The sequence below is a fragment of the Gordonia jinhuaensis genome (assembly GCF_014639795.1).
Taxonomy (GTDB): Bacteria; Actinomycetota; Actinomycetes; order Mycobacteriales; family Mycobacteriaceae; genus Gordonia_B; species Gordonia_B jinhuaensis.
This window is the reverse complement of sequence record NZ_BMGC01000062.1, coordinates 1-8,615: the sequence shown is the minus strand read 5'-3', so window position 1 is coordinate 8,615 and position 8,615 is coordinate 1. Positions and strand designations below refer to the sequence as shown.

The window sequence follows — 8,615 nt, the reverse complement described above, 5'->3', positions numbered from 1 at the left end:
GACCGCCTCGGCAGATTGACCCCCATTGAATTCGAGACCATCATCAACCACGAGGCCCCTCAGGCCGCGTGACTAACCCTGTCACCTATCCGTGCACCAGGCCCCCGAGTCCCTCCCACTGCCTGAGTAGTTCGAGTTGCTGATCGTATGTGGGAGAGTTGGTCATCACCCGGTAGTCGCGGCTGTGGTGGATCACCGGCTCGCCGTTCACATATTCGATGATCGCCGAATCGCCCGAGGCGTCTTCGAGTGCGATGTGCAGCACCGCCACCTCGCCCGTGGACGGATCGGTCAGCGGAACCACCTGCACATTCGTCTCACGAACCCAGGCGACCGTGTCGGCGACAGTGGCGAAGTTGTCCAGGAAGTACTGCAACCAGAACGAGATCGCCAGCGCCGGAAGTGATTTGTCGTAGGTGCCGTAGTCCGATTCGGCCAGCCACAGGTCGTGTCCGGCGAGACCAACTTCATTCATCCCGTCGACACTGAACAGGTCGAGTCCTGATGCTGTCAGACTTCCGTATTTCGAGGTCCAGGTCAGCGTTCCGTCGACACCGTCATTGCGAGCGATGCCACGCGGGAACACCCAGAGGTTGCTGCCCGTATCGCGGTGATAGTCCATATTTCTGCCCACCAGCACGGCATCGTCGGCATCGGGCCACAGGACTCGTGTGCACATGTCTCCAACATAGCGCGGCAGGCCTGGTGAGTGTTGAGCGTTCCGCGGAGCACTCTGCGACCGCTCTCGCGGCGTTCAGAACTGTCGGTACCCGTCGGTAAATTTCTGGTGGACAGCAGGATTCGATTCCCCAGGGGGTAGCCGTGTCGGTCACGCCAATTTCACACGCCGCATCGGTCAGCGACTCGCGCATCGATGAGCTCTTCGATGAGACCCCGGTCAGTGATCTGTCGATCGTGCAGTTGCGTCATCGGATCACCGGCCATGCCGGTCAGATCGCGTCGTTGACCGCTCGGTTCCTTGACCTTTTGGCCGAATTCGACGATCGGGGCGGGTGGAGCGGTGAGGGCATCACCTCATGTGCGCACTGGCTGAGTTGGCAGACCGGGATGGCGAAGCGAACCGCCCACGACCACGTGCGTATCGCCTACGCCCTGCGGGATCTCCCGCGTCTTCGCGCGGAACTGGCGGACGGACGGTTGTCGTATTCGAAGGTGCGCGCGTTGACGCGAGTGGCGACACCCGAGCGCGAGGACGAACTGGTGAACGTGGCACTCTCGGCGACTGCCGCTCAGGTCGAGCGGCTGGTGCGGGCCATGCGTCGTATCGAGCGTTCCGCGGAGCACTCCGAGCAGCCGGCGCCGGTCGAGTCGTCGGGACGGTGGAAGTGGGACAACGATGGCAGCCTGTCGGTGACGCTGCGGCTCTCACCGCTCGACGGAGCCCGGTTCCTTGCCGGAGTGGTCCGCGCGGAATACGAACGCACCCGTACCGCAGACGATGCGGATGTGCCCGCTGAGGCGCTCACGTCCGGGGGTAAGAGCGGGAGCGAGGAGACGCCGCAACCCCGTGACCTGTGGCGACACGTGCCTGCCGACATCGCGCCCGCGGTGATCGCCATGGCCGACACTCTGCATGCGGCAGTCGACATCCCGCAGATCGCGCCCGGCGCGGAAGTTCTCGTCCACCGCTACGAGAACACCGACAGTGCCACCGAGAACACCGACAGTGCCATGGCCCCGCATCTCGACGACGGACCAGCCCTGCACGACACCGAGGCCGACGAGTCCGACTGCGGTGCCGCGCACCGAACTGTCCGTACCGACGAGCGTGGGGCTGTACTCGCCTGGGGTCGCCGGCGCCGCCAACCCACCGCGGCGATGATCCGAGCCCTGTTCCACCGCGATCGTGGCTGCGCACATCCCGGCTGCGGACGCACCCGGCATCTGCACGTCCATCACGTGACCCGCTGGAGTGACGGCGGCACCACCGATCTGGGGAACCTGATCCTGTTGTGCGGCACCCATCATCGTGCACTGCACCGCGACGAGTTCGGCATCACCGCCCTCGGCGACCAGCAATTCCGCTTCCACCGACGCAGCGGCTCGATCATCGAGATCGCGCCATCCGTCGCCGCACCCGGGCACTGGCGACCAGATCCGGCCATCGCCTCCGACTCGATCGTCCCCGTCGGTGGCGGCGCACTCGATCTCGGCTACACCACCGAAGTGCTCTACTCGATCTGGCGGTACAAGGCATCCGCCGCCCGAGTAGCCGCCGCCTGAGCGGCCCGAACTTGCCTAGCTCTTCGGTCGTGCGAACAACTCGCGACGGCCCTTGCGCCGCAACGACATCCACTCGGCGAAACCACGCGGATCGCGCTGCTGGACGAGGAAGTACCAACCGAACCGGGCATACTCCTGCGGGAGGAGCCGGCGCATACCGGGCTGACTCATCAGGTAGCCGCGGTTGCGATAGGTGAAATACCGCTTGGTCGCGTTGTCGGGATATTGCGTGTGCATGCGGCCGCCGAGGATGGGGCGGAACTCGTCGCTGCCGTCGGGATGTAGGTATGCCGTGGTCAGGCAGGTGCCGAAGCGCACGTCCGAGCGCACCAGTCGCCGATGCATCTCCACCTCGTCGCCGCGCATGAACAGCCGCAGATCCGGTACGCCGATCTCATCGAGCGTGTTCGCGGCGAACAGCGCTCCGTTGAACAGCGATGCGATGCCGGGCAGTAGGTCGTCGCCGGTGTCGTCGTCGCCCTCGAACAGTTCCGACCGCCGCCGTCGCCACACCACACCGCGGCGCAGCGGGAATGCGAGTCGGTCCGGGTCGTCGATGTTGCACACCACCGGCGACACCTCGCCCAGGTGGTGGCGGGCAGCGCAGTCGAGCAGCGTGGCGAGTACCTCGGGTCCTTCGGGGGTGCCGTCGTCGTCGGCGCACCACACCCAGTCGGCGCCCAGCGCCAGCGCATGCAGCATGCCCAGTGCGAAGCCCCCGGCACCGCCGAGGTTGTGCTGCGAGCCGATGTAGGTGGACTCCACCGGCTGGGAGTCGACCAGTTCGGCCACGGCGGCCTCGTCGGCGTTGTCGACCACGATCAGGTGGTCGATCGGCCGGGTCTGCGAGATGACCGTGGCCAGCGACTTGGCCAGCAACTCGACCCGGCGGTGGGTGACCACCACCGCGATCACCCGCGCCTCGCGACCGGTAGGGGTTCTCACCGCTTGTCCTGTTGGGTGTCGGCGAGCATCTTGCGCACGCTGCGACCGGCTTCGGGGCCCTCGTAGGCCTCCACCACATCGCCGATGTCGCCGTCCATCTTGATGCTGCCGTGGTCGATCCACAGCGCGCGGTCGCAGAGCTGCGCGAGGAACTCGTTGGAGTGGCTGGCGAACACGAGGATGCCCGATCGCTTCACCAGCTCCTGCAGCCGGATGCGCGCCTTCTTCATGAACTCCGCGTCGACCGCGCCGATGCCCTCGTCGAGGATCAGGATCTCGGGGTCGATGCTGGTCACCACGCCCAGCGCCACGCGCACCCGCATACCGGTCGAGTAGGTGCGCAGCGGCATCTTCAGATAGTCGCCGAGCTCGGTGAAGTCGGCGATCTCGTCAACGCGTTTGAGCATCTCCTTGCGGCTCATGCCCAGGAACATGCCGCGGATGATGATGTTCTCGTAGCCCGAGATCTCGGGGTCCATGCCCACGCCCAGGTCGAACACCGGTGCCACGCGACCGCTGATCCGGCACGACCCGCGGGTCGGTTCGTAGATGCCCGACAGCAACCGCAGCAGCGTCGACTTGCCCGCGCCGTTGTGGCCGACCAGTCCGATCCGGTCGCCGAGCTCCAGGTGCAGGTTGATGTCCTTGAGAGCCTCGACCACCACCACGTTGGAGTCATTCGCGCCGATCAGTCCGCCGGCAGCGCCGACCACCGACTTCTTCAGCGACCGCGTCTTCGCGTCGAAGATGGGGAAGTCCACGCAGGCCCCCCAGGTGTCCACCCGGACTTCACTCATCGTCTCGTCCTATCTCACACCCAGTAGGGCACACGGGCGCGGAACTTGGTCATCACCGCGAGCATCATCAGCCACCCGACCACGGTGCAACCGATCACGATCCCCCAGTGGTAGAAGGCCACATGCTCACCGAGCAGTGGTCCGCGGGTGATCTCCAGGTAGTGGAACATCGGGTTGATCTCGACCAGCTTCACGCGCTCGGAATTCGACCCCTCCGAGTGCTTGAGACTCTCGGCGCTCCAGATGATCGGCGTCATGAAGAACACCAGCTGCACCATCGTGGTGAGCAGCTGACCGATGTCGCGGAACCGGGTCGAGAGGATGCCGAACACGAACGACACCCACACGGAGTTGAGCACCAGCAACACCATCGCCGGGAAGATCAGCAGCACCGACCAGCCGATGGGCTGCGGGAAGATGATGAGTATCACCAGGTAGATGACGATGTTGTGCAGCCAGATGATGAGTTGTCGCCACACCAGCCGGTACACGTGCACGCTCAGCGGCGCCGGGATCTGCTTGATCAGCCCCTCATTGGCCGAGAACACCACCGCACCCTCGAGGATCGAGGTCTGGATGAAGTTCCAGAAGATGAAGCCGAGCGTCACATACGGCAGGAAGGTCTTGAGGTCCATGTGGAACAGCTGCGAGTAGAGCAGTCCCATCGCGATCGCGGTGACCGCAGTCGCCACGGTGATCCACAGCGGACCGAGCAGTGAACGCCGATACCGCTGCTTGATGTCCTGCCAGCCGAGATGAAGCCACAGCTCCGAGTGGAAGAACCCGTCATGTAGATCTTTGAGGGCACGCCCGAGGGTTCGGGAGTCGGAGACGACCGGCGGTGGGGTGGTGGCGTCGGATCCACCGTGGCCGGTGTCGTCGAGAGCAGCTGACACGAGGACTCAGACTACAAGCATGCGGCGACCCCGACGACCATGCCGTGCCGACCGGCGGGCGGTGATGCGAGTGATCCGGTCGGCACGGTCATCGGCTAGAGGTACTGGCCGGTACCGGAGACGCCGGGGCCACCGACGCCCGGACCGCCGGCGACGCCGGGCGGCAGCGCGCCCTGACGCATCTGCTCGAGCTGGGCGCGTGCAGCCATCTGCTGGGCGAACAGAGCGGTTTGGATGCCGTGGAACAGTCCCTCGAGCCACCCGACCAGCTGGGCCTGCGCGATGCGCAACTCGGCATCCGAGGGCGTCGAGTCGTCGCTGAACGGCAACGCGAGGCGTTCGAGCTCCTCGCGGAGTTCGGGGGCCAGGCCGTCCTCGAGCTCCTTGATCGAGGACTGGTGGATCTCCTTGAGGCGGGTGCGGGAGGCGTCGTCGAGCGGGGCCGATTTCACCTCTTCGAGGAGCTGTTTGATCATCGTGCCGATCCGCATCACCTTCGCCGGCTGTTCGACCATGTCGGTGACGGTGGGAGTGGAGTCGTCGTCACCGGCGTCGGGGTTCTCTCCGTCACGGCCGACGACGATGATCGAGTCGTCGGGATCGCTGCCGTTGGAAGAGGAGCCGGACGGATGGGGGAATGGTGAGCCTGTTGACATGGTCCCCATTGTTGCGAATGGGCTTGGCGTTATCCACAAATCCAGTGCCTTATCAGCAAATCCAGTGTGCAAACAGTGAACGCGTGGGCGGGGTGCCCGAATAGCCGGAACTCAGCGGCCGCGGTGCCGACGCCGGCGATCGGATGAGCATGGTAAGGACAGCCTCCGCCGGTACTCATCGCCCGGTCTATGGTGTTCGCCATGGCCTACGACGTCGCTCGGGTGAGAGGGTTGTTCCCCTCGCTCGGCGACGGCTGGATTCACCTCGATCCGCAGGCCGGTATGCAGATCCCCGATGCCGTCGCGACGACGGTGTCGAAGGCATTTCGCGCACTGGTGTCGGCGCCTGGTGGGGTGTACCCGTCGGCGCGGCAGTCGGCGGCGGTGATGGCCTCGGCGCGTCATGCGGTGGCAGATCTGGTCGGCGGTGACCCGGCCGGGGTCGTCCTCGGGTCGGGTCGGGGAAAGCTCGTGCTGACCCTCGCCGAGGCGCTCGGCAACCGGATCTGGCTCGGCTCGGATGTGGTGGTCACCCGTCTCGACGACGAGGAGAACATCACGCCGTGGACGCGGATGGCCGATCGGGTCGGCGGTCGCGTGCGCTGGGCGGAGGTCGACATCGAGAGCGGTGAGCTGCCGCCCTGGCAGTTCCAGGAGATCGTCTCCGAGACCACCAGTGTGGTCGCCATGACGCTGGCATCGTCGACGCTGGGCACGCTCACCGACGTGGGAGCGGCGGGTGAGGCCGTACACGCCGCGGGTGGACTGCTGGTGGTCGACGCCTCGTCCGCCGCGCCGTATATGCCGCTGGACATCGAGGCGCTGGCCGCTGACGTGCTGATCCTGTCCGCCGAGCGCTGGGGTGGTCCGCAGGTGTCGGCGATGGTGTTCCGTGATCCCGACCTGCTCGATCGGGTGCGCGCGGTGTCACTGGATCCGGCGGCAACCGGTCCGGCGCGGCTGGAGGTCGATCCGCCGCAGCGTGCGCTGCTCGCCGGACTCGTGTCGTCGATCGAACATCTCGCGCAGCTCGACGAGTCGGCGAGCGGTGATCGTCGCCGCCGGCTGATCGGCTCGCTCACCAGCCTCGGCGAGTACCTGCAGCGCCTCAACTTCTATCTGGTGCATTCGCTGGAGCAGCTGCCTACCGTGCGGATCGTGACCGGCGCGGCGCGGGAATCGGATCGGGCGCGCTCGTTGCCGATCGTCAGTCTCACCGTCGACGGTGTCAGCGCCGACAAGGTGGTGCGACGCCTGGCCGACAACGGCATCTGCGCACTCGCCGATCAGCCCAGCCGCGCACTCGAGGCGATCGGCACGCCCGAGGTGGGTGGTGCCGTGACCATCGGACTCGGTCCGTATTCGACGCCGTATGAGGTCGATCAGCTGGTCCGCACGCTCGCCTCGCTCGCCTGAAACTGGTTGCGCGCGTTAGCACATCAGAGTGTGAGTAGTACCTTGCCGATCGCCTGTCCGGAATCGAGGTAGTCGTGAGCGGCGGCGACCTCGGTGATGTCGAAGGTGCGGTCGACGATAGGCCTGATATCACCGTTGCCGATCTTTGGCCAGGTGAAATCAACTGTTGCCGAGACGATCTCACGTTTGCCATCGGGTCCGGGCAGTGGCCGTCCACGCAGATTGGTCGCGGCTACCGACGCGCGTTTGGTGAGCAGCTCGGCGATGTTCAGCTCACCCTTCGTGCCGCCCTGCATGCCGATGATCACCAGGCGTCCACCCACGGCGAGGGTGGACACGTTGCGGCTCAGGTACTTTGCGCCGATGATGTCCAGAATCACGTCGGCGCCGTGCGGGGCGAGCGTCTCAGCGAAGTCCTCCTCGGCGTAATTGATGAGGATGTCGGCACCGAGCTCACGGCAGAATTCGAGCTTGTCGGCGGTGCGGGCAGTGGTCGCAACACGCGAACCGTGCGACTTGGCCACCTGGATGGCGTGGCTGCCGATGCCCGACGTGCCGCCGTGGATGAGGACCAGCTCGTCGAACTGCAGATCGGCGGTCATGTACAGATTCGAGAACACCGTGCACGACACCTCCGGCAGCGAGGCGGCGGTGATCAGATCGACCCCGGCTGGTAGCGGCATCACCAGCCCGGCGTCGACGGTCACGTATTCGGCGTAGCCGCCGCCGGGCAGCAGTGCGCACACCTCGTCGCCGAGCGCCCACGACTCCACGTCGGAGCCGAGTTTCGAGATGGTGCCCGACACCTCCATGCCCAGGATGTCGGAGGTACCGGGCGGTGGTGGGTAGAAGCCCTGGCGCTGCATGATGTCGGCGCGGTTGAGTCCGGCCGCGGCCACCTTGATCTGCACCTCGGTGGGGCTCGGCTCGGGCGTGTCGACAGTGTCGATCCGCAGGGTGTCGGTTCCACCGGCTTCTGACTGCACCACAGCGCGCATACCCTCATCTTTACCGGACCGACGCCGACCTGCGCCATCACCTGAGGCGAGTTCGGATGGTGACGAGCGGTCGAGTACTCTGCTTGCCCAGGGAAGCGTGGCAGAGCGGCCGAATGCACTCGCCTTGAAAGCGAGCGTGCCTAAACAGCACCGGGGGTTCAAATCCCTCCGCTTCCGCAGAAGCCTCTTACTTGTTTACGCAGGTGAGGGGCTTTTCTTCTATCCGGCGGAGAGCTCGAGCCTCGGGCGGTTCCTGAATTTTCCGTTGGATAGGGTGTTCGGTGATAGCACCCTTTACCCGCAATCAACGAGTCCGCCTTACATGGTCAATGATCCCCACTCCATGACGCAGCCCCCGGTCCTGAGTGCGCTGGTTGCTGGTGCGTCCGCCAGCGTTGTGGGCGGTCTTGCCAACGGACTCGCGACATTCGCTGTGGGAGAGCACATGGCGTCGGTTGGGGTGCTCGGGGTTGTCTTGATCGGCACGGCGATCGTGGTGTTGGCAGTGAGACTCTTGCTGGTTCCCCATCTCGGTGCGAGGGCGCTGCTCGCGCCGCTGCTTAGCCTCGATCCACCGATTTGTACCTGTCCGGGGGATGAGGGATAGACGAAATGCCCTGTCTGAGTGACAGAATGGGACTTGCTCAGGGTTCCATCGGTACA

General features: G+C 65.4%; 7 protein-coding genes, 1 tRNA gene and 1 pseudogene. 3 read left to right on the top strand and 6 right to left on the bottom strand.

Features of this window, described 5'->3' with window-relative positions; translation table 11 throughout:
- Positions 1-100: 100 nt before the first annotated feature.
- Positions 101-679 (bottom strand): annotated as a pseudogene (locus IEW22_RS19155) (linear amide C-N hydrolase); the annotation flags it as partial.
- Positions 680-822: 143 nt separating this feature from the next.
- On the opposite strand from IEW22_RS19155, the gene IEW22_RS19150 reads away from it, so the two are divergent.
- A complete protein-coding gene (locus tag IEW22_RS19150) occupies positions 823-2,244 on the top strand; it encodes an HNH endonuclease signature motif containing protein (RefSeq protein WP_373284260.1) in 1,422 nt (473 codons plus the stop codon).
- Positions 2,245-2,259: 15 nt separating this feature from the next.
- Here IEW22_RS19150 and glfT1 read toward each other — a convergent pair whose 3' ends face one another.
- The 4 genes from glfT1 to IEW22_RS19130 all read right to left on the bottom strand — a co-directional run bounded on the left by glfT1 (position 2,260) and on the right by IEW22_RS19130 (position 5,538).
- The gene (glfT1, locus tag IEW22_RS19145) at positions 2,260-3,189 is read right to left on the bottom strand and encodes a galactofuranosyltransferase GlfT1 (RefSeq protein ID WP_229742912.1); all 930 of its coding nucleotides are present in this window, start codon (positions 3,187-3,189) and stop codon (positions 2,260-2,262) included.
- Positions 3,186-3,986: a galactan export ABC transporter ATP-binding subunit Wzt/RfbE gene (gene wzt / locus IEW22_RS19140; protein WP_188588894.1), complete on the bottom strand. Its 801-nt coding sequence runs from the start codon at positions 3,984-3,986 to the stop codon at positions 3,186-3,188. Before wzt ends, glfT1 begins: the two co-directional genes overlap by 4 nt.
- 14 nt (positions 3,987-4,000) lie before the next feature.
- Positions 4,001-4,882, bottom strand: coding sequence for a galactan export ABC transporter permease subunit Wzm/RfbD (gene wzm / locus IEW22_RS19135; protein ID WP_188588891.1), 882 nt, complete (start codon positions 4,880-4,882; stop codon positions 4,001-4,003).
- A gap of 95 nt (positions 4,883-4,977) precedes the next feature.
- Positions 4,978-5,538 carry a bacterial proteasome activator family protein gene (locus IEW22_RS19130; RefSeq protein ID WP_188588888.1) on the bottom strand — a complete coding sequence of 187 codons (561 nt, stop codon included), beginning with the start codon at positions 5,536-5,538 and terminating at the stop codon, positions 4,978-4,980.
- 201 nt (positions 5,539-5,739) lie between these two features.
- On the opposite strand from IEW22_RS19130, the gene IEW22_RS19125 reads away from it, so the two are divergent.
- Positions 5,740-6,954, top strand: a complete 1,215-nt coding sequence (locus IEW22_RS19125; RefSeq protein ID WP_188588885.1) for a cysteine desulfurase-like protein — start codon at positions 5,740-5,742, stop codon at positions 6,952-6,954.
- A gap of 23 nt (positions 6,955-6,977) precedes the next feature.
- Here IEW22_RS19125 and IEW22_RS19120 read toward each other — a convergent pair whose 3' ends face one another.
- A complete protein-coding gene (locus IEW22_RS19120; protein ID WP_188588883.1) occupies positions 6,978-7,952 on the bottom strand; it encodes an NAD(P)H-quinone oxidoreductase in 975 nt (324 codons plus the stop codon).
- A 91-nt stretch (positions 7,953-8,043) separates the two neighbouring features.
- On the opposite strand from IEW22_RS19120, the gene IEW22_RS19115 reads away from it, so the two are divergent.
- Positions 8,044-8,129, top strand: a tRNA-Ser gene (locus IEW22_RS19115).
- The last annotated feature ends 486 nt before the right edge of the window (positions 8,130-8,615 follow it).